Origin of the sequence: Empedobacter sp. UBA3475 (assembly GCF_002378465.1) — a bacterium.
GTDB classification, from domain to species: domain Bacteria; phylum Bacteroidota; class Bacteroidia; order Flavobacteriales; family Weeksellaceae; genus Empedobacter; species Empedobacter falsenii_B.
The window spans coordinates 1-20497 of sequence record NZ_DFRA01000063.1 but is presented as its reverse complement, the minus strand read 5'-3'; the positions used below and the strand labels follow the sequence as shown (position 1 = coordinate 20497).

The following is a 20497-nucleotide window of genomic DNA, read 5'->3' as shown; positions in this document are numbered from 1 at the left end:
TTTAAGTTGTTAATATTTTAGAATAATTATTTCAATCCGTGGTATTTCAACATTGGTTCAATTGAAGGATTTTTACCTCTAAAATTTTTGTAAATCACATTCAAATCATCCGAATTCCCTTGAGAAAATACTTTATCTCTCAAAATTTGACCATTTTTACGTGACATTCCTCCATTTTCTATTGTCCATTCGTAGGCATCATGGTCTAACATTTCTGCCCAGATATATGCAAAATATCCCGCTGCATATCCTCCACCAAAAATATGGCTAAAATAAGAAGAACGGTAACGAGGCGGAACTTGTGGTAAATTTGTTTTATTATCAATTAAGGCTTGTTTCTCAAAATCGTCTACGCTTGTGATTGTTTTATCGACAGAAACAGTGTGCCAAGATAAATCTAAAGCCGCAGCAGAAAGTAATTCTGTTAACGTATAACCTTTGTTAAAGTTAGATGCTTTTTTCATTTTTTCTACCAACACATCAGGAATCGCAGCTCCTGTTTGATAATGCTTTGCATAATTTTTTAGGATAGATGGCTCCGTTACATAATGCTCGTGAAATTGAGATGGAAACTCTACAAAATCTCTTGAAACATTTGTTCCAGATAAAGTTGGATATTTTTGATTCGCAAAGAAACCGTGCAATGCATGTCCAAATTCGTGGAAAGTTGTTACCACATCATCATACGAAATCAATGCAGGTTGACCATTTGCAGGTTTTGTGTAGTTTCCGACATTATAAATAACAGGTTTTGTGCCAAATAAGTGCGATTGCTCCACGATATTACTCATCCAAGCTCCCCCTTGTTTAGAATCTCTTTTGAAATAATCTGTATAAAATAATCCCAATTGCGAACCATCTTCATTAAACAATTCGTACACTTTTACATCTTCATGCCAAGTTGGTATATCTGTACGTTTTTTGAATGAAATTCCGTACAATTCTTTCGCCATAAAGAAAATTCCATTCTCTACAACTGAATCTAAAACGAAATAAGGTTTCATTTCATTTTCGTCGATATCATATTTCTCTTTACGAACTTTCTCCGCATAATAGTTCCAATCCGCAGCTGTTAATGTATTTGCTGGATTTTCTTTCTTCGCTAAGGCTTCAAATTCTTTTGCATCTTTTTGTGCCATTGCAGTTGCTGCCGGAATCATTTGATTTAAAATTCCTTTTGCTGCTGTAGGATTTTGCGCCATTTGATCTTGCAAATTCCATTCTGCATAATTTGCAAAACCTAATAATTTAGCTTTCTCCGCACGTTTTTTAACCAAAGTTAAAATTGTATAACGTGTATCATTTTCGTCTTTTTTCTCTGTTCTAATCCAAGCTGCATCAAATAATTTTTTTCTTGAAACTGCATTGGTCATATTTTGTAATTCAGGTTGTTGCGTTGTATTCAATAAACTGATTAAATATGTACCATCAGCTTGTTTGAAAGCCTCTAAATCAGCATCACTCAAACCAGCTAATTCTTCTTTCGTAAAAGTAACGCCACCAGATTTTGTTCCTTTTAATAATTGATTGGAGAATTTAGTTTCTAAAGAAGCGATTTCTCCATTCAATTTTTTCAATTCATCTTTTTGTGCAGCAGATAAATTTGCGCCAGCCAATTCAAATCGTTGATAATATACATCTAACAAACGAGATGACTCTTTATCTAAATTCAATGATTTTTTATTGTCATGTAAAGTTTTTACACGTTGAAATAATTTATCATTCAAATAAATGGCATCGCTATGAGCCGCAAATTTAGGCGACATTTCCTCCTCAACTGCTTGCAACGTTTCGTTTGTATTTGCTCCAGTCAATAATCCAAAAACATGATTAACTCGTGTTAATAATTGACCCGATTTTTCCATCTCAACTAATGTATTTTCGAAAGTTGGTGCTTCAGAATTATTCGCAATTTTATTGATTTCGACTAATTGTTCAGTCATTCCTTGCAACAAAGCAGGTTTGAAATCTTCGTTTTTAATTTTCGAAAAATCAGCAGTTTGATAAGGCAAAGTGCTCACTTCAAAAAAAGGATTTTTATCGTTCCACATACTATTTGTTGACTTTTCGCTACAAGAAGTGGTTAGGATTGACGATCCAACCATCATTCCGTAAAAAAGTTTTTTATTAAACATTTTTATAATTTTTAGACCTAACGAAGTTAAAACTTATAATGTTAAATTTCAAAAATATTCAATTTTTCATTCAAACAATGGGAAATATTTAAGCTAAATCTTAAAAGTTAAATAATTAATAAACCTTACCGAAAAGGTTGAATTTTCTTCAACGAAAATAATTATCTTTGAAAAAGAGTGAGGAAAAATTTCACTCTTTTTTATTACCCTAAAAATCAATCCATTTTGTATTTAGATTTAGAAGAATTAAAATATTTATTAGCTGAAAGTGTTGAAGAATTGCCAAGTTGGGAATCACACCAAAAGCTTTCACCTCCATATCGTCAAAAATTTGATTTAGAATATGTAAAACGTACCAATCCTAGAAGTGCGTCTGTGATGATTTTATTGTATCAAAACGAAGATGGAGAAGTTGAATTCCCAGTAACCATGCGTGTTTCTTACGAAGGAGCGCATTCGCATCAGTTTTCTTTGCCAGGTGGACAATTTGAAGAACAAGATATTAGTTTTGACGAAACTGCTATTCGCGAAACTATGGAAGAACTTGGTGTAGAGTACGAAAACATTGAGATTGTAAGACAATTGAGCGAAATGTATATTCCGCCAAGTAATTTCTTGGTTTATCCTTACATCGGAATTTATCATGGAGAACCACATTTCAATCCAGATGAGCGCGAAGTACAATACGTTGTTCCATTAAATTTGGAAGCTTTTTTGAATGCTGATTACGAAGTTTTTGAGAGAGAATTTTCTGGTCAAGTTGTCGAAATTCCTGGTTATAACATTGGTGATGATGAATTTCTTTGGGGCGCAACGGCAATGATTTTAGAAGAATTTAAAGATTATCTAAAAATCGTATTAAATTTGTAACTTAAACAATTAAGAACTCGTGTCTCAAAAAGCAAAGAAAAAGAACGCATTTCGCGATTCATTTGGACATTTATATTTCCTAAAAAGGACGTTAATTTTCTTATTAGGATCATTTACTTATAACCGTTACAATGGTTTTAATAAATTAAAAGTTAGCGGTACAAAAAACTTGGTTCATTTGCCAGCTCAAAATGTATTATTCGTTTCGAATCATCAAACTTATTTTGCTGATGTTTTCGCGATGTATCATGTATTTTGTAGTGTAAAAAATGGTTTTATTGATACCATCAAAAATCCAATTTATTTACTTAATCCTAAGATTGACTTTTATTACGTTGCCGCTGAAGAAACAATGAAAGATAATCTTTTGACGAAATTATTCGCCTACACAGGAGCGGTTACCGTAAAAAGAACGTGGCGTGCAAAAGGAGAAAATGTAAATAGAAAAGTAGATTTAAGCGAAATTAACAATATTGATATTGCGTTGCAAAGTGGTTGGGTAGTAACATTTCCGCAAGGGACTACAACTGCGTTTGCACCTGGTCGTCGTGGAACTGCACATTTAATCAAGAAAAATAAACCAATTGTAATTCCAGTTGTAATTGATGGTTTTCGTAGAGCTTTTGATAAAAAAGGTTTGCGTATTAAAAAACGTGGAATTAATGCGACAATGACATTCAAAGAGCCTTTGGAAATCGATTATGAAAATGATTCGAGTGATGCAATCATGAAAAAAATTATGAATGCAATTGAGCAAGCACCAGAATTTAATAAAGTTCGACCAATGGACGAAATTCTTGCTGAAAATAGTGAAAAATCATTGGATGATTATTTGAATGAAGACGACGAAGAGTTTGATGATTTCGAAGAAATGGGCTACGACGAAGAAAATAAAAAAGACTAAAAGAATACAACATACAAAATGAAAAAAGTTCATTTTATTGCAATTGGTGGAAGTGCAATGCACAATTTGGCGATTGCTTTGCACGAAAAAGGATATCAAGTAACAGGTTCTGACGACGCAATTTTCGAACCTTCGAAAACACGTTTGGACCAACGTAGAATTTTACCAGAAGAAATGGGTTGGTTTCCAGAAAAAATTACAACAGATTTAGATGCTGTGATTTTGGGAATGCATGCTCACGCTGATAATCCTGAAATGTTACGTGCTCAAGAATTAGGTTTAAAAATCTATTCATATCCAGAATATTTGTACGAACAATCAAAAGATAAAACGCGTGTTGTAATTGGTGGTTCGCATGGAAAAACGACAATTACATCAATGATTCTTCACGTTTTGCATTATCATAATATCGATGTTGATTATATGGTTGGTGCGCAATTGGATGGTTTTGATGTGATGGTAAAATTGACAGAAGACAACGAATTTATGATTATGGAAGGTGATGAATATTTATCATCTGCCTTAGATCGTCGTTCAAAATTCTTGTTGTATCAACCAAATATTGCGTTGATTTCAGGTATTGCTTGGGATCATATCAATGTTTTTCCAACGTTTGCAGATTACACTTCTCAATTCTCAAAATTCGTAGAATCTATCGTGAATGGAGGTGCTTTAATTTACAACGAAACAGACGAAGAAGTTGTTAAAGTGGTAGAAGAAACGGAGAAAGCAATCAAGAAATTCCCTTATCATTTACCAGAACATTTTATCGAAAATGGAATCACTTTTATCGAAACAGAAGATGGACCAATTCCGTTAGAAGTCTTTGGTAATCATAACTTGATGAATTTAGAAGGTGCTCGTGCAATTTGTAAACAATTAGGTGTAATGGATGATGATTTCAACGAAGCAATTCAATCATTCAAAGGAGCATCTAAACGTTTGGAATTAATTAATCGTACTTCTGATTTTGTTGCGTATAAAGATTTTGCCCATGCGCCAAGTAAAGTAACTTCAGTTACGAATGCAGTAAAAGAACAATATACAGATAAAACAGTTGTAGGATGTTTAGAAATCCACACCTATTCGTCTTTGAATCCTGAGTTTTTGGTGCAATACAAAGGTGCTTTAGACAAAACTGATATCAAAATTGTAATGTATAGCCCAGAAGCATTAGAAATAAAACGTATGGAAATGATTTCTCCAGAAGATATCAAAAAAGCCTTTGGAGATGATTCTATTTTGGTATTTACAAATGGTGAACAATTGCAAGATTATATCGAAAGTTTAGATAAAAAAGATAAAGTATTTTTGATGATGAGTTCAGGAAACTTCGGTGGAGTAAACTTGAATGAATTATTTAAAGCATAAAAAAATCACCTTTCAATAAAAGGTGATTTTCCACTTAAATATCTATAAAATATAGAAAAAGAGAACTTAATTTTTTAGGTTCTCTTTTTGTTTTTTGTCAAATGGTCAAAATAATCATTTTAGGTTTTTGGATTACTTCTTTTCAAATATCAGTAAACTTAGAACTATTTTAAACTTTTTCGGAACTATTAATTTTAAAAACATTATTTTAGAAAAAACAGAGGTGATATAAACTTTTAGTAATACTCTACTCACTTTTGTTAGCTTTCGCCATCAAAAAACACCTCTGTTTTACTATAAAATTATAGTGACCCTTTTGATAGTAACAAAGATGATAAAAATCGAGATAAAAAAAAGTTTGAAAAGTAGCCTAAAGATGTCCAAAACGGAAGTTATTGTAAACTTTTTCTAAATTGAGTTGGACTAATTTTTAGATGTTTTTTGAAAAAATTTCCGAATGAATATTGGTCAGAAAAGTTTAACTCATTCGAAATTTCAGAGATTGTTTTAGTTGTTTCACTCAACAATACTTTCGATTCACGAATCACAACAGAACTGATTAATTCTTTTGTCGTTCTACCTGTTATTGATTTGCAACATTCAGTTAAATATCGTACTGTAATATTCAATTTATCTGCATAATATTTTGCATCTCTGTTTTCTGTATAACTCTTATTTAAATCATTCAAAAAACGCTTTACAATATCATCTTTTCGCGTTCCTTTTCTTACAATAATTGTTTGTTGTTTCGAAAGTTCGCTAAACGTTGTGTAAACAATCGCATAAAATAAATTGAACTGTAAATAGCGTACGAATTTGGTCAATTTCTCTTGCAAACGCAACTTCAATTGCAATAAAAGTTCGATTAAAGCAGAAAATTCTATTTCATTGAAATGATAATTATTGATTCTACCTTCACCAAAAAATTGGTTGTATTCATAACCACTCAAATCGATAATCGACGTATCTAAAATCTTTTTGGTTAAGACTAAACTCAATAATTCTAAATCAGATGATTTTGAAATTATTTGATAGGATTTGTTAGGTTCTGGGAAGAAAACATCGTGTTGTTTAAGTTTAATTTCTTGGTCATTTTGAGAAATAATTAAATAACCATGCTGAATAAAAATCGTTTGAATCAAATCTTTTTTCAAACGTTTATTCTCGACAGTTTGTTGAATAAATTCCTCTTGATCAAAAACATTAAAATTCTCCATAAATCAACACAATTTTTAGTTAATTTGAAACAAATTTTAATCCAATGATTGAGCAGATTAAAGTCGTTAAAAAGAATACACGCCAAAAACTTGCAGGTTCTTTAAAAATAAAAATTCCGACCAAAACTGTTCCGACCGCTCCAATTCCCGTCCAAACTGCATAAGCCGTTCCGATTGGTAATGTTTGCGTTGCTTTTACCAACAAAACCATGCTCACCGTTAAGAAAAATAAAAAACCACCATACCATAAATACGTATCATTTCCGGTTGCTTCTTTTGCTTTTCCAAGACATGATGCGAAACCGACTTCGCACAATCCTGCGATTAGTAAAATTACCCAATTCATTTTTTACTGATTTATTTATAAAAATTAAGACTACAAAAAATTGTAGCCTTAAAATTAATTATTTATTTTTTGAATTATTTACCGAAACTATCACTAAATTCTACTTGACCTTTGATGTGTACTTCGCTCCATGTTTTAGAAACGCCATCTGCACCTTTGTGTAATTCGAAACAAGCCTGATTAAGAGCTTCCATCGCTTTTCCTGTGTTAAAATCCATCAAATCAACATCCGTTTCAATTGTAAAAACATTGTTCTCAAACGTCGATTTTACTTCATATTCTTTAGAAGCATTATTCAACGTTAAATTCAAGAAAGTTTTACCATCTCTGAAATGTAATTGACCTTTGATTTCGCTTGTATTGATCATATTTCCGAACAAAATATCTTTCAATTTTTGATCACGATCAATTTGATCTGAATTTAATGTAGCAACTGTCGCAATAATATTTGCACCTTCTAAAACTTCTTGAGGCGTTTTTCCATCTTCTTTTGCATCTTTCACCAAAACAACATCAAAACGTCCTGAAACAGCCACTTTTTCTGTCGTTTTATAAGCCGTCCACTCAACTCCTGATTTTCTAATCACACCTTCTACAATTTCCGTTGGCTCTTCCACTGTAACAGCAGTTTTAGCAGGTTGTTCTACTGGTTTTTCTTCTGTTTTATTCGTACAATTCATCAGCATTACTGATGCACAGCATATAATCGCTATAGATAATTTTTTCATTTCAAACTTTTATGCTACAAAAGTACAACAAGCCAAGACTAATTCACAATTGATTTTTAACATATTCTGAAAAAACTCTACTTTTGTAACATGATAAAAAATCTTCTAAATACATGTTTGATTATCATTTGTTTGCCATTTATCTTAATTTATGAGATTTATTGTTCGGTTTACAAATACAGAAAATAAATTGGTAACTTCGCTTTCAAATTGAAAAGATGAGCGAAAGAATAATAGGAATAATGGGTGCTATACCGCAAGAAATAAACGGTGTAGTCAATTTATTAACAAACAAGCAAGAACATAAAATTGGTCGAAGAAGTTATTTTACTGGAGAATTAAACAATCAAAAAGTTGTGGTCGTTTATTCTCGTGTTGGTAAAGTTGCTGCCTCTGCTACAGTTACAACTTTAATCCTTGAATTCAAAGTTTCTGAATTGATTTTTACAGGTGTTGCAGGTGGAATTCATGCTGATGTAAAAATTGGAGATATTGTGTTAGGACAAAGTTTGATTCAACATGATATGAATGCACAACCTCTTTTTCCTGCATATGAAATCCCAATGTTAGGAAAGGCTTATTTTGAGGCTGATTCTTCTCAATTAGAAGTTGCGACAACAGCTATTTTAGAAATTTTAGAAGAACAACATTTGCATAATGTGATTTCTGAAAAAGATTTGGATAAATTTAATATTCATCAACCTCAACTACATGTTGGCTTAATTGGTTCTGGAGATTTATTTTTCTCGACAAATTCTCAGAAAGAAAAATTACAACAAAACTTACCCGAAATGCTTTGTGTCGAAATGGAAGGCGCTGCTGTAGCACAAGTTTGTTATGAATTTGATATTCCTTTTATCATCATCAGAACAATATCAGACGATGCCGACGATCATTCTACATTAGATTTTAATAGTTTTATAGAAAAAATTTCGAATGTATATTCAATAGAGATTATTAAGAACATCATCAAGTAAAAAGTCCTTTAAAAAGGGCTTTTTTTTTGATGCTCACATTAATAAAAAAATCATCAAAAGATTTGATGATTTGCTTTTCCAAATATTTAAAATGGATTGTGGGGAGAGCAGGATTCGAACCTGCGAAGGTTACCCAACGGATTTACAGTCCGTCCTCGTTGGCCGCTTGAGTATCTCCCCGCCTAATAATAAAGTATTCTTCAAAAAAGAAGAGCCGATAGAGGGACTCGAACCCACGACCTGCTGATTACAAATCAGCTGCTCTAGCCAGCTGAGCTACATCGGCGATTTTTTATTTTTGTTTTAAAAGTAAAATATAAACTTTTTTGGAGCCGATAGAGGGACTCGAACCCACGACCTGCTGATTACAAATCAGCTGCTCTAGCCAGCTGAGCTACATCGGCTTTTTAGTGGGGAGAGCAGGATTCGAACCTGCGAAGGTTACCCAACGGATTTACAGTCCGTCCTCGTTGGCCGCTTGAGTATCTCCCCGACCTATATTTTTGCTGAGCCGATAGAGGGACTCGAACCCACGACCTGCTGATTACAAATCAGCTGCTCTAGCCAGCTGAGCTACATCGGCAAAAATATTATTATTTGTATATTTCAAATTGAAAACAGGATATTCATTTCTCGAAAGAAGTATTGTTCCTTTTTCGTGGTGCAATATTAGGGCAGTTTTTCGAATCTCGCAAATGTTTTTTCAAAAAAAAGTAGAAGTTTTTTCTAAAAATTTACTTCAATTTTGAAAATCAGAATTTTAGAATTCAAAAAAAGATTAAACTTTTTTTCAATAAAAGTAAAAAAGATAATATTCTATTTACATTAGAGTCCCTATTTTTGTAGTCAATTAATCATTAATGCATCTTATCATACAAATTTTGCAACTTTTCGGAGCAATTGCTTTGTTCATTTTTGCGATAAAACTATTAAGCGAAAATTTACAAGCGTTATCTGGATCGAATTTTAAACGCACTCTAAACAAATTAACCAAAAACAATTTATCGACAATTGTTACAGGTACTTTTTTTACAACAGCTATACAATCTTCCTCGGCTGCGAGTGTGTTTATATTGGGATTTGTAAATGCTGGATTGATTAATTTGCGAAAAGCATTTGGCTTAATATTAGGCGCAAATATCGGAACTACGCTTACATTGTGGTTGGTCTATTTCGGAATGAAATTCGATTTGGTACAAATTGCATTGCCTCTTATACTGGTGGCTTTTCCATTTTATTTATCGAAAAAACGTAACCAAAGAAAAGTAGGTGGAATTTTATTTTCGCTTTCCTTACTTTTTCTTTCGCTTTATTTCCTGAAAACTTTTTTACCTTCTATCGAAAGTCATCAGAAGTTACAAGAATTCTTTCAGCAATTATCGCATTATGGTTTTTTGACTAATTTGTTATTTATTCTATTTGGAATATTACTAACGGTTTTAGTCCACTTTTCATCAGCATCAATTACGATTGCAATTTTATTAGCGAGCAAAGGTTTACCTATCGAATTAGCTGCAATGATTGTTTTGGGAGCAAATATAGGAACAACTTTTACAGCGCATTTAGTTGCCGCAATTGGAGATAAATACACGAAAGTTGTCGCAGCATTTCATACATTTTTCAATATTGTAATTGCGTTGATTTTTATGTTGATTGCAAATTTTGTTTTAAAATTTATTGGAACAACAATTTCATCAAATATCACTGTTCAACTGATTACTTTTGATACTATTAGTAATTTCGTCGGGGTCATTTTGTTTACGCCTTTTATCAATAAAATAGCTTTCTATTGTCAGAAAAAATATTTCTCTGTAAAATCAGCAGACAATAAATTAGAATTTTATGCAATTCCATTCGGAACAAATTCTGACCTATATAAAAATGAAGCCAACAAAAAACTTCTGAAACTCGCTTCTACAACGAAACAAACGATTTATACGCTTGGGCGAATGATTACTGAAAGTGATGAAGAAAAGATTTTGGTTTTTCGTGAACGAATTTTGGAACTGGAAAAAGAAGGTGATCAATTGGAGAGAGAAGTCAATGAATTTTTGAATGAAATTGCTGATTTAGATTTACCAAACGAAAATACAATTGCGATTCATCAACTAATTACACTTTGTCATCATCTGGAAAGTGTGGGCGATATTGCGATTAAGATTTCTTCTATTCATCGTCGTCGTAGAATGACAAATAGTTATTTTACACCAAAAATGAGAACGTATTTGGTCGAATTTCAAAATAATTTGGATCAAACAACGCGTATTCTAAATCAAAATTTGAACGAAACACAAGAAGAAGTTTCTATCAAACAAGCGGAGTTTATCGAAAAAACGATTAATACAATTTACAAAGAAGCCGAAGCAAATTTAATGAAGACGATCGAAAAAGAGAAACTTTTGACTACAAGTGCGCTTTTCTACAAAGATCTAATTCAGAATTACGAAATTCTTGGCGATCATCTTTACAAAGCCAATGCAACAATTGTTAAGCTAAAAAATCAGTAGATTTTTGTAAGTTTAAAGAAATTTATTGCATGGCTACTACATTTACAATAAAGCTTGAAGAACAAATTATTGGAACTACAGAATTTGAATTTGCAGATGTTCCGATGGGAGTTGTTTATGGCAAAATAAATTTTATAGATATTGAATCTCCTTATTTATTATTCAAAAATTATTGTTTAGCAAATAACATCCATATAAATTATGATTCTGAAAAAGAAAGATTGATAGACACAGCGATTATTCCAAATCTTAGAATTTATTATAATGATTTTAAAGAAGAATTAAAAAGTTGGGGAAGTTCTATTTCTGGAATTGAAATTTCTGATGACGTATTTGAATTTGAAATTACTTTATATGGTTTAGAATCTGAAACGATGTCAACTTTATTCAAACATCATTTTGATGAATATTTTAAATAATAACTTGTCTTGAATTAAAATTCGTCAATTCGAGTGATTTTTAGAAATATATTTCTAAAAATTGTATCGAGAATTAAGATGAATTTTATCTTCTAAAACCTTATTCTCGACACAAAATTCTAAACGAATTTCACTCGAATTGACGGTTTTATTTATAAAATAATATAATTACTTCGCTCACTTCTACTCTATTTTGTAATTTTGCAAAATGTTTGATTCAAAGCAAATTTTTTCTATTCAATCCGAAGAAGATTTCCAAAACGTTGCATTGGAAGTTTTCCGTTATCAAGCGCAAGAAAATGAGGTGTACAAAAACTTCTTAAATTTCTTGAACGTTGATTATTCTACTGTAAAACACACCAACGAAATTCCTTTTTTACCGATTCAGTTTTTTAAGAAATTTAAATTGATTTCGGGAAATCGTGAAGTGGAAAAGGTTTTTACAAGTTCGGGAACAACTGGAATGGCGACAAGTAAACATTTGGTAACGGATTTGGCATTGTATCATTACAGTTTAGAAAAATGTTTCGAACAATTTTATGGTCCACTTCCCGATTATACTATTTTCGCGCTTTTGCCTTCGTATTTGGAGCGTACAGGTTCGTCTTTGATTGATATGGTGGAGTATTGGATTGAGAAATCTGGTAGCGATAAAAGTGGTTTCTATTTGTATAATCACGATGAATTGTACGAAAATCTTATTGCGCACGAAAAAACGGGCAAGAAAGCAATTTTGATTGGTGTTTCATTTGCTTTATTAGATTTTGTCGAAAATTATAAAATGAATTTGCAGCACACAATTGTGATGGAAACTGGCGGAATGAAAGGTCGCAAGAAAGAAATTACGCGCGAAGAATTGCATTCAATTTTGAAAAATGGTTTCGGAACAAATGAAATTCATTCGGAATATGGAATGACGGAATTGCTTTCGCAAGGTTATTCTCGAGGAGATTTGACGTTTAAATCGCCAAATTGGATGCGAATTTTGATCAGAGAAACCGAAGATCCTTTCCAATATGTTGAAGAGGGAAAAACAGGTGGCGTGAATGTGATTGATTTGGCAAATTACAATTCGATTAGTTTTATTGCAACTGATGATTTAGGTAAAAAAATAACTCACAATCAATTTGAAATCTTAGGACGTTTCGATCATTCGGATGTGCGAGGTTGTAATTTGATGGTGATTGAATAATAAATAAAATTCCGCACTGAAAAATTCAGTGCGGGATTTTATTTATTTCTTTTTCATTAAAACTTCTTTCAGAGATTCTGTTTTTATTTTCTCAAAAAATTGTTTCAATTCATTGTATTTATCCGCTTCATAAACACCTTCTGGCAATAAAAATTGAATTGCTAGTATCAATTGTCCATCTTTCACTTTTGCTTCCTGATAATACTCTAAACCAAGCTCAGTTTTGTGATGTGCTTTGTATTTTTCATCAATTATCACTTCGTAACCATCTGGAATTTTAGATTTCACCTGAATATTAAACAAATAAGGATAATTAAATTCTATTTTGCGCTGACGATTTTTATCTTCAAAAGTATATTGTTTTAGAAATTCGCGCAAAGGATTTATAAATGTATAAAATGGAGCATTCGGAATTACAGCTTTTGCTTTATAATTTTTAACGTAAGAATCAGTATCAAAAACCGTTTTATCATTAATTTCTTCGTCTAAACGCACATCTAAAGATTCAGTCAAATATCTATTCAAAACATTTTCTTCGTCTGCAGCATCATCATAAAAATAATCATTGAATTTGTCTTTACGATAAAGAATTAAATTTCCATTACTCATAAAATCATACTTTAATGATGATTCGTAATAAGACAATTTTTGATTCAACTTTACAAACGAAGCTTCACCTTTTTTGATGACAATTCCATGATAATTAAACACATCTAAAGGTCCAAATTCGATTTGTTCTTTATTTAATTTTGAAGCATCTAAGATAATATTTGAAGCACCATTATTTAATTTCACAACTGTTAAAACAGAATTGAATTGATTGACAATTGGATAAGAAAACAAAATTTGTCCATGATGACGACTACTAAACATAACCATCGAAGTTTCGAAACCTTTAGCTGTTAAAATTTCATTCAATAAAAGATTCATATCTGCCGTAGAACCAGACTTTTCTTTCAATAAAGTTTTGTTCGAACGCGTTGGAATAATTCCATAAAATCTATTCCATTTTACATTTGAATCAATATATTCAATCACATTTTTCAAAGTTTCTACCTCATCTTTTCCATTCGGAATATTTTGCGCAACATCTCTGATTGCAGAAGGATTTCGATACAAATCATATTGTGCATTTATATCTTGAATCAAATCTATCTACGCGCTCATCGTAGTTTTCTTTGCTCCATCTGTATGATAATTAGCTGCCTGAATTTTAATTCGTTCACTTTGATCTTCAGGATTATAAACGTATTTTAATTGATTATAACTTTGGATATTATGTAATAACCATTCCGTTGAACTAGATTTACCTTTATACTTTGTATTCAAACCATCACCAATTGTAATAATCGAATATGTACCATAAGCCTGATTATTTAATCGAAACTTGCTCGAAAGCGTTGGTATATCATGTTGAAAATTCCACGCATCAATAGAAAAATTGTGTTCGCTACTTTTGATATAAGTATATTCGATAATAGAACCAACTTTTACATTTGGAAAAGTAAAACGTTTTGCAGCATACAATTCATTTAAAGAAACATCAAAAATCTCTTTTTCATCAATCGGAGTCATTTGCTCTACTCCATTTACAATATTAATTGTACCTCCCTTAATTCCGCTTATAGATTCATTTCTATTCTTGCTGTAATAATTCAGTTGTATATTTGCTTCATCAAGTCCTTTATCAGTCAGTATTTTGATTCTTCGTTTTACAGTCAAATAATAATTAGACGAAGTTAAATCCATTTTTCCTTCTTCCGAAAGAATAACAGCATCTGCATTTTTCTCGAAAGGAACTTGAGTTAAGTTAATTTCTTGCTCCGAAATTTTTCCGAATTTTAAATCTTTCGATTGCGCATTTGTATATAATGCAATAAATAAAAAGAGTAAAGTAATTTTTAATTTCATTTCAATTTGTAATTCCTGCAAAAGTACAATACACAACAATACATAAAGAATAATCTAAATAAAATTTTCGTTACTTTTCTATCAATTCTTCTAACGCTTTTTCTAAAGTAGGATATTGAAATTTGAAACCTGTTTCTTGAATTTTAGTTGCGTCAATTCTAGATCCATTTAGGACTAAACTACTCATCTCACCTAATGCTAATTTCATAACAAAAGCAGGAATATTAGGAATAAAAAAAGGTTTATTCATTTTTCTCGCTAGCGTATGATTGAATTCCGAATGATTTATATATTGCGGTGAAGATGCGTTATAACTTCCTTTTATTTTATCATTATCTACAGCTTCCGCATACATTTGTATCAAATCTGTAATATGTATCCAAGGCATCCATTGTTTTCCGTTACCTAGATTTGCTCCTACACCAAGTTGAATAGGTTTTTTTAATAATTTGAAACCTTCGCCGTTTTTAGACAAAACAAAAGAAGTTCTAAGACAAACCACTCTTGCACCTATTTTTTCGAACTGATAAGCAGCATTTTCCCATGCGACACAAACTTTACCTAAAAAATCAATATTCGGTTCATCAGATTCTTTGAAAATTTTGTTCGAAGTAATTTGTCCATAATAAGCAGTTCCAGACGCGGAGATAAAAAATTTCAAATCAATATTCAATTTTTTGACATACTCAAAAAGTAAATTCGCTGTATCAACTCTACTCGAAAAAATTTCTTTTTTGTAAGAATTTGTCCATCTTTTCGCAATTAAGCTTCCAGCCAAATGAATAATTCCATCCAAATTTTCAAAAACTTTTTCATCAATTGTATCTTTCTCCCAATGATAAAAAGGATGTTCAATCTCTTTTTCTCTTGTCAAAATACGAACTTGATGTCCATTTTTAATTAAAATCTTTGTTAATTCTGAACCAATTAATCCACTTCCACCAGTCAATAGAATATTCATACTAAAATTTTTTCCTAATTTAGCTCATTCCAAAAATATAAACTAATGTTTAAAGGTAGATTTCCTTATCTAAAAAGAATGGGAGCTGATGAAGAAAAGAAGCTAAAACAAAAAATATTCGATATAGTTTTTGAAGCTGATACACCTTATGGAAAACTTTTTGACATCTCTTTATTACTTTTAATTTTATTGAGTGTTGGCTTAGTTATGTTGGAGTCTATTCCGGCAATTAACGCAAGACACCATACAGTTTTAGTATCTTTAGAATGGATTTTAACCTTTTTGTTTACTATAGAATATTTATTAAGAATCTATTGCGTTAAAAATCGTTGGCGATATATTTTTAGTTTTTATGGAGTTATTGATTTATTGTCTATTTTACCATTTTATCTTGGTTTAGTTTTACCTACAAGTAAGTACCTAGCAAGTATTCGTATTTTAAGATTACTACGTATTTTCAGAATTTTTAACCTTACTCGATTTACTCGTGGGAAAAATGTGTTGGTGTTAGGACTGAAAGAAAGTAAAGATAAAATCATCGTTTTCTTATCATTTGTAGTATTAATTGTTGTTGTAATTGGCTCGATTATGTATATGGTTGAACACGATCATCCCGAATCTGGTTTCACAAGTATACCAATTAGTATTTATTGGGCAATTGTTACTTTAACAACAGTAGGTTATGGTGATATTTCACCTGTCACTGGTTTAGGACAATTCTTAGCTTCTGTTGTAATGATTATAGGTTATGGTGTAATTGCTGTTCCCACAAGTATTGTAACTATGGAAATGAATAAAGCGGCTAAACATAAGGAAGATATTCCTACAAACACGCAAAGATGTCGCAATTGTGGCGATGATTACCACCTAGATGGTGCTATTTATTGCAAAACCTGCGGGCATCTTTTAAATGAACCTTAAAATTTATCCAAATTAATGAATCGATTATTGTCAATATGATTAACGTATTCGTAATTTTTGGTGTAATTAATTGACATATTCAATTCATAACCAACTAACATCAAAATAACATTGATGTAAACAAAAATCATCATAATCATCACTAATCCAAGCGATCCATAAAACAAATCAATATTTGTAAAATAACTTAAATACGAATTAAAACCAATCACAGTTAACAAGAACAAAACAGAAGTTAACAATGCCCCTGGAATAACTGTACTACGCGATTTTTTGTGATTTGGTCCGAAATAATACAACATACACATCGAAACAAAATAAAAAATAAATACCGAAAAATAGTTGATTAAATACGAAAATTGTCCAAGTTTACTTAAAAATGAAACGTTGGTTAAGTATTTCCAAATAATTGATGTCGAATAAGATAAAAACACTTGTAACACAATAAAAACTGTAAAAAACAAGGTTAAAATTATCGAAATCATTCTCGATTTTGAGTTTTTTCGCTTTACATAAACATCTTGATACGAAACATTAAATCCATTTATAATCCCTTGTATTCCGTTGGATGACATAAAAATTGTAATCAAAATCAAGAAATAATTCACTTTACGTTTTCCTTGTACAGCCGTCGTTTTATCAATATACGAAATCACTTCATTGCTCACATGTTTAGGTAAAAGTTGAGGAAGAAGTTGTGTAAATAGCAAGTTTTTTATTTCTTGGTAATAAACCAAATGCGGTAAAATACTAAACAAAAAAAGCAAAAATGGAAACATACTAAAAAATAAAATCCACGAAACTGCCGCCGAACGCAACGGAAAATTACCTTTCATGACGCGAATCCAAAAAACTTTCAAGAAATCATATACCGTGATGCCCGTATTTTTGTTCATCAATTTTGTTTTCGACCAATCTCGAAAATAATTTATTCCTGTATATGTTTTAAAATCTTGTAGAATGCGCATATTTTTGTCTCAATAAATAATTTTGAATGAATATTACGACCATTTGTATCGGTAAAACAGACGAAAAAGCCATCGAAATGCTATTACAAAAGTATGAAAATCGATTGCCTTCGCACATTAATTATCAAAGAATTGAAATTCCTGACATCAAAAATCGTAAAAATTTGTCCGAAATTCAACAAAAACAAAAAGAAGCTGAGCAAATTTTGAATAAAATCATCAATACAGATTTTGTTATTATTTTGGATGAAAAAGGAAAACAACCTACTTCGAAGCAATTTGCAGATGATATTCAGAATTACATGAATCAATCTGTCAAAAATCTTGTCTTTGTGATTGGTGGTCCTTATGGTTTTGACGAATCTGTTTACAATCGTGGAAATAAAAAAATGTCTTTATCCAATATGACATTTACGCATCAAATGGTTCGTCTATTTTTGACTGAGCAAATTTACCGAGGATTTAGTATATTGCAGGGTAAACCTTATCATCATGAATAACACCTCTCCATTTGAAGAATTTGTTCCTAAGCAAGAAAATAAACTAAGTTTTGGTATTGGAAAAGCTCTTTTGTATAGCGCAATTGCAGTGATTATAATGCAGTTTGCTGGCGGACTTGTTTCTGCTCCAGCACTTTTTTACAAACCGCTTAATCACTTACTTTTACCGTTAGGATTTTTAACAGGAACGGTTTGCGCAATTGTTATTTTATTGATGTTGACACAAACTAAATTTGCATCAATTTTAAAAGATATCAAACATTCTTTTACTCCAATTCAGCTCATATTATCAATAGCTTGTTGGTTATTTCTTTTGCCTTTAGCCGAGGTTGCAACAAGTTTAATTCCAACAACTGGACCTTTAGAAGAAATCTATAAAATCTTTCAAGCTTCTTTTGAAATGATGTTAGATTACAAAATCGCTGGATTTATTATGATTTGTATTTTGGCTCCAATTTTCGAAGAAATTATTTTCAGAGGAATAATCTTGAAAGGAATGCTAAATTTCAATGTAAATCCTACAACTGCAATCTTAATCAATGGATTTATTTTTGGATGTGCACATATGAATCCTTGGCAATTTATAGGCGCTGGACTTTTAGGAATCATTTTTGGAATAGTTTATTATCGCACAAAATCGTTGTTTTTACCTATGTTATTACATTTCCTAAACAACACTCTTTCGTACTCGTTAATGCTAATGCAGGGCGATATGGAAGGCGAAGTTTTTGCGCAAAGAGATTATTTATTAATTGGAGGAATGACACTTATCGGAATTTTATCTGTCTATTTATTAATCAAAAAAACAGAACAAAAAACAATATAAATGGAATTAATTTTTGCCACACATAACAACAATAAAGTAAAAGAAGTTACAAAAATGTTACCTTCTTACCTATCGATGAAATCATTGACTGATATTAATTTCTTTGATGAAATTGAAGAAACTGGTACAACTTTCGAAGAAAATGCGCAATTAAAAGCGAAAACTATTTTCGATAAAACTGGGAAAAATATCTTTGCAGATGATTCTGGATTAGTGATAGAAGCGTTAAATGGAGCACCTGGTGTATATTCTGCTCGATATGCTGGCACAGGAAAAGACGAAGATAATATTGCAAAAGCGTTGAAAGAATTGGAAGGAAAAACAAATCGAAAAGCGTATTTTATTTCTATTTTCTGTTTAATTTTGGATGGAAAGGAATATTTTTTCGAAGGACGAGTGAATGGAACTATTGCAACTGAAATTATGGGTGACAATGGTTTTGGCTACGATCCGATTTTTATTCCTGATGGTTTTTCAAAATCTTTTGCACAAATGTCTCCTGAAGAAAAAAATGCAATTAGCCACCGAGGAAAAGCTGTCGAAAAATTAAACGATTTTTTAACTAATCTAAACGTAAATTGAGTTTACAACTAACAATATTAGGATTTAATTCAGCATTACCAACAGCTTTTACGCATCCGACCGCTCAATTATTAAACATCGCAGAACGCTATTTTTTGATTGATTGCGGAGAAGGAACACAAGTACAATTGCGAAAAGCGAAGGCAAAATTCAACCGAATAAATCACATTTTTATATCGCATTTGCACGGCGATCATGTTTTTGGATTGATTGGATTAATTTCTACACTTCAATTGCTTGGTCGCGATATGCCTTTGCATATCCATGGTCCGAAAGGAATTGAGGAATTTATTACAACACAATTACGTTTAACAGAATCTAATAACTCATTCGAGATTATTTTCAACGAATTGCATACAAAAGAATCTGTTTTAGTTTTTGAAGATGATAAAGTTGAAGTTTATTCTATTCCGCTAAATCACCGAGTTTATACAAATGGTTATCTTTTTCGAGAAAAGCCAAAACCTCGAAAATTGAATATGGATACGATCGAGGAATTTCCAGAAATTGAAATCTGCGATTATCAAAATTTGAAAAATGGAAAAGATTTTACGTTAGAATCTGGAAAAATAATTCCGAATGATTATTTAACATTTGATGCTCAAAAGTCCTTGAGTTACGCGTTTTGTTCGGACACAAAATATAAACCAGATATTGTTCCAATTATAAAAGATGTCGATTTGTTATATCACGAATCAACATTTTTACACGAATTGAAAGATTTAGCGGTTTACACAGGGCATACAACTGCAAAAGAAGCTGGAATGATTGCGAAACAAGCCAATGTAAAGAAATTAATTTTAGGTCATTTTTCTAATCGTTATCACGATTATAAACCTTTGTTAATCGAAGCCCAAGAAGAATTTACGAATACCGTTTTACCAGAATTGTTGAAAACAATAAAAATAGAAAGTTAGTAATCAAAATATAAAAAAATCCGTTCGATAGTCGAACGGATTTTAGTTTTACAAATGTTTCTCAATCCTATGGATTTTGAACTAAAACTCCTTTAGAAACAATAATTTGTTGTTCAGGAATATATTCAATTACTTCATTTGCTGTAGCAAGAATAGTGTATAATGGATTACTTCCTGATAAATGTGTACCAGGGTAGCGTCTATCCATTGTCAACCCATTTCTATATGTGGGTACGTCATATCCT

The 20497-nt window shown here is 31.3% G+C and carries 20 protein-coding genes and 5 tRNA genes; 12 read left to right on the top strand and 13 right to left on the bottom strand.

Translation table 11 applies throughout. The annotated features are described in order from the left end of the window. Positions 1-26: 26 nt before the first annotated feature. A complete protein-coding gene (locus B3I31_RS12900; protein WP_219034767.1) occupies positions 27-2135 on the bottom strand; it encodes a M3 family metallopeptidase in 2109 nt (702 codons plus the stop codon). 225 nt (positions 2136-2360) lie between these two features. Between B3I31_RS12900 and B3I31_RS12895 the strand changes: the two genes are divergently transcribed. The 3 genes from B3I31_RS12895 to B3I31_RS12885 are packed head-to-tail and all read left to right on the top strand — an operon-like array spanning position 2361 to position 5280. After that, the gene (locus B3I31_RS12895) at positions 2361-3005 is read left to right on the top strand and encodes an NUDIX hydrolase (protein WP_115001319.1); all 645 of its coding nucleotides are present in this window, start codon (positions 2361-2363) and stop codon (positions 3003-3005) included. Positions 3006-3024: 19 nt separating this feature from the next. After that, complete coding sequence (locus B3I31_RS12890; protein WP_038334575.1) at positions 3025-3909, top strand: lysophospholipid acyltransferase family protein; 885 nt, start codon at positions 3025-3027, stop codon at positions 3907-3909. A gap of 18 nt (positions 3910-3927) precedes the next feature. After that, positions 3928-5280 (top strand): UDP-N-acetylmuramate--L-alanine ligase, encoded by a 1353-nt coding sequence (locus tag B3I31_RS12885; RefSeq protein WP_115001321.1) that lies wholly within the window; start codon positions 3928-3930, stop codon positions 5278-5280. A 392-nt stretch (positions 5281-5672) separates the two neighbouring features. Here B3I31_RS12885 and B3I31_RS12880 read toward each other — a convergent pair whose 3' ends face one another. From B3I31_RS12880 to B3I31_RS12870, 3 genes are all read right to left on the bottom strand, one after another. Beyond that, positions 5673-6497, bottom strand: a complete 825-nt coding sequence (locus tag B3I31_RS12880; RefSeq protein ID WP_291060459.1) for a helix-turn-helix domain-containing protein — start codon at positions 6495-6497, stop codon at positions 5673-5675. A gap of 19 nt (positions 6498-6516) precedes the next feature. Next, the gene (locus B3I31_RS12875; RefSeq protein ID WP_038334569.1) at positions 6517-6843 is read right to left on the bottom strand and encodes a DMT family transporter; all 327 of its coding nucleotides are present in this window, start codon (positions 6841-6843) and stop codon (positions 6517-6519) included. A gap of 74 nt (positions 6844-6917) precedes the next feature. Beyond that, a complete protein-coding gene (locus tag B3I31_RS12870; RefSeq protein WP_291060461.1) occupies positions 6918-7571 on the bottom strand; it encodes a hypothetical protein in 654 nt (217 codons plus the stop codon). Positions 7572-7789: 218 nt separating this feature from the next. Here B3I31_RS12870 and B3I31_RS12865 point away from each other — a divergent pair, with 218 nt between their 5' ends. Further along, positions 7790-8548, top strand: coding sequence for a 5'-methylthioadenosine/adenosylhomocysteine nucleosidase (locus B3I31_RS12865; protein WP_280063251.1), 759 nt, complete (start codon positions 7790-7792; stop codon positions 8546-8548). Positions 8549-8647: 99 nt separating this feature from the next. On the opposite strand, the gene B3I31_RS12860 is transcribed toward B3I31_RS12865, so the two are convergent. From B3I31_RS12860 to B3I31_RS12840, 5 genes are all read right to left on the bottom strand, one after another. After that, positions 8648-8728: transfer RNA gene (locus B3I31_RS12860), tRNA-Tyr, on the bottom strand. Between the two features lie 32 nt (positions 8729-8760). Continuing rightward, positions 8761-8834: transfer RNA gene (locus tag B3I31_RS12855), tRNA-Thr, on the bottom strand. 41 nt (positions 8835-8875) lie between these two features. Further along, positions 8876-8952 (bottom strand) — tRNA-Thr (locus tag B3I31_RS12850). Positions 8953-8959: 7 nt separating this feature from the next. After that, positions 8960-9040: transfer RNA gene (locus tag B3I31_RS12845), tRNA-Tyr, on the bottom strand. A 17-nt stretch (positions 9041-9057) separates the two neighbouring features. Further along, positions 9058-9131, bottom strand: a tRNA-Thr gene (locus tag B3I31_RS12840). A 277-nt stretch (positions 9132-9408) separates the two neighbouring features. Here B3I31_RS12840 and B3I31_RS12835 point away from each other — a divergent pair. From B3I31_RS12835 to B3I31_RS12825, 3 genes are all read left to right on the top strand, one after another. Then, complete coding sequence (locus B3I31_RS12835; RefSeq protein ID WP_291088131.1) at positions 9409-11055, top strand: Na/Pi cotransporter family protein; 1647 nt, start codon at positions 9409-9411, stop codon at positions 11053-11055. A gap of 29 nt (positions 11056-11084) precedes the next feature. Beyond that, positions 11085-11474, top strand: a complete 390-nt coding sequence (locus tag B3I31_RS12830) for a hypothetical protein (protein ID WP_115001331.1) — start codon at positions 11085-11087, stop codon at positions 11472-11474. A 208-nt stretch (positions 11475-11682) separates the two neighbouring features. Beyond that, a complete protein-coding gene (locus tag B3I31_RS12825) occupies positions 11683-12666 on the top strand; it encodes an acyl transferase (protein ID WP_286495957.1) in 984 nt (327 codons plus the stop codon). A gap of 42 nt (positions 12667-12708) precedes the next feature. On the opposite strand, the gene B3I31_RS12820 is transcribed toward B3I31_RS12825, so the two are convergent. The 3 genes from B3I31_RS12820 to B3I31_RS12810 all read right to left on the bottom strand — a co-directional run bounded on the left by B3I31_RS12820 (position 12709) and on the right by B3I31_RS12810 (position 15538). Then, positions 12709-13815: a hypothetical protein gene (locus B3I31_RS12820; protein WP_219034758.1), complete on the bottom strand. Its 1107-nt coding sequence runs from the start codon at positions 13813-13815 to the stop codon at positions 12709-12711. 6 nt (positions 13816-13821) lie between these two features. Beyond that, the gene (locus tag B3I31_RS12815; protein WP_125348827.1) at positions 13822-14577 is read right to left on the bottom strand and encodes a DUF3857 domain-containing protein; all 756 of its coding nucleotides are present in this window, start codon (positions 14575-14577) and stop codon (positions 13822-13824) included. A gap of 70 nt (positions 14578-14647) precedes the next feature. Further along, a complete protein-coding gene (locus B3I31_RS12810; RefSeq protein WP_221856027.1) occupies positions 14648-15538 on the bottom strand; it encodes a TIGR01777 family oxidoreductase in 891 nt (296 codons plus the stop codon). 45 nt (positions 15539-15583) lie between these two features. Between B3I31_RS12810 and B3I31_RS12805 the strand changes: the two genes are divergently transcribed. Next, entirely contained in the window at positions 15584-16459 is an 876-nt protein-coding gene (locus B3I31_RS12805) for an ion transporter (protein WP_286495960.1), read from the top strand. Here B3I31_RS12805 and B3I31_RS12800 read toward each other — a convergent pair. Further along, positions 16456-17427 (bottom strand): YihY/virulence factor BrkB family protein, encoded by a 972-nt coding sequence (locus B3I31_RS12800; protein WP_219034754.1) that lies wholly within the window; start codon positions 17425-17427, stop codon positions 16456-16458. The two genes, B3I31_RS12805 and B3I31_RS12800, sit on opposite strands and share 4 nt — an antisense overlap. Before the next feature lie 26 nt (positions 17428-17453). On the opposite strand from B3I31_RS12800, the gene rlmH reads away from it, so the two are divergent. Genes rlmH through B3I31_RS12780 form a run of 4 tightly spaced genes read left to right on the top strand, consistent with a single transcriptional unit; the run spans position 17454 to position 20252 of the window. Continuing rightward, positions 17454-17927, top strand: coding sequence for a 23S rRNA (pseudouridine(1915)-N(3))-methyltransferase RlmH (rlmH, locus tag B3I31_RS12795; protein WP_115001348.1), 474 nt, complete (start codon positions 17454-17456; stop codon positions 17925-17927). Further along, positions 17920-18753 carry a CPBP family intramembrane glutamic endopeptidase gene (locus B3I31_RS12790; protein ID WP_219034753.1) on the top strand — a complete coding sequence of 278 codons (834 nt, stop codon included), beginning with the start codon at positions 17920-17922 and terminating at the stop codon, positions 18751-18753. Before rlmH ends, B3I31_RS12790 begins: the two co-directional genes overlap by 8 nt. Continuing rightward, positions 18754-19335, top strand: coding sequence for an RdgB/HAM1 family non-canonical purine NTP pyrophosphatase (gene rdgB, locus B3I31_RS12785; RefSeq protein ID WP_219034752.1), 582 nt, complete (start codon positions 18754-18756; stop codon positions 19333-19335). Beyond that, entirely contained in the window at positions 19332-20252 is a 921-nt protein-coding gene (locus B3I31_RS12780; RefSeq protein ID WP_219034751.1) for a ribonuclease Z, read from the top strand. The genes rdgB and B3I31_RS12780 overlap by 4 nt, the downstream gene beginning before the upstream one ends. Positions 20253-20497: the final 245 nt, after the last annotated feature.